The sequence below is a fragment of the Vibrio sp. ZOR0018 genome, from assembly GCF_963865925.1.
Lineage (GTDB): Bacteria > Pseudomonadota > Gammaproteobacteria > Enterobacterales > Vibrionaceae > Vibrio > Vibrio anguillarum.
Window position 1 is genome coordinate 1 of record NZ_CAWMCN010000145.1, and the last position, 914, is coordinate 914.

1 protein-coding gene and 3 tRNA genes are annotated in these 914 nt (G+C 41.9%); all 4 read left to right on the forward strand.

Annotated elements, in window-relative coordinates:
- The coding region (locus AACR75_RS16750; protein WP_156117132.1) for a DUF933 domain-containing protein at positions 1 to 174 on the forward strand (174 nt) is incomplete at its 5' end.
- Between the two features lie 282 nt (positions 175 to 456).
- Positions 457 to 533 (forward strand) — tRNA-Met (locus AACR75_RS16755).
- A 40-nt stretch (positions 534 to 573) separates the two neighbouring features.
- Positions 574 to 658 (forward strand) — tRNA-Leu (locus AACR75_RS16760).
- 25 nt (positions 659 to 683) lie between these two features.
- A tRNA-Gln gene (locus AACR75_RS16765) sits at positions 684 to 758 on the forward strand.
- Positions 759 to 914 lie beyond the last annotated feature (156 nt).

Sequence of the window (914 nt, forward strand, 5' to 3'; positions counted from 1 at the left end):
AAAATCCATACCGACTTTGAACGTGGTTTCATTCGCGCTGAAGTTGTGGGTTATGATGATTTCATTCAATATCGCGGCGAAAATGGAGCTAAAGAAGCGGGCAAATGGCGCTTGGAAGGTAAAGAATACATCGTAAAAGATGGCGATGTTATCCACTTCCGCTTCAACGTGTAAATAACTCGTTAATCAGCCATTAATACACCATTAAAGCCGACAGATTCTGTTGGCTTTTTTGTTTTTTTCTCAAAATCAACCTTAGCGACAAGCAAGGAAAAATCAATAAGCTTAATGATTTATTAACCGTTTTTGATCACAAACACGTCTCTTTGTTCAAAAAAAGTTCGAACGGTTGGTTTCAAAGAATTTATTCAAAAAAACTATTGACGCTCTAGAGCCATATCCGCATAATGCGCTCCGTTCTCGACATTAAGGCAAACTTAAAGAGAGAATAAAAATGGCTACGTAGCTCAGTTGGTTAGAGCACATCACTCATAATGATGGGGTCACAGGTTCGAATCCCGTCGTAGCCACCATTTCCTAAGTGTTTTTCTTATAAAAATATTTAGGAAAGTTGCGGAAATGGCGAAATTGGTAGACGCACCAGATTTAGGTTCTGGCGCCGCAAGGTGTGAGAGTTCAAGTCTCTCTTTCCGCACCATTATTTAGATGAGCAATCATCTTGTAGGGCTATCGCCAAGCGGTAAGGCAGCGGCTTTTGATGCCGCCATCCCCTGGTTCGAATCCAGGTAGCCCTGCCAATATTGAGATGACTAGCGAATAAACTGGTCATAACAACGATTCAATGAATACCAATATTCACTGAATCTACAGGTTAAGTTGCGGAAGTGGCGAAATTGGTAGACGCACCAGATTTAGGTTCTGGCGCCGCAAGGTGTGAGAGTTCAAGTCTCTCC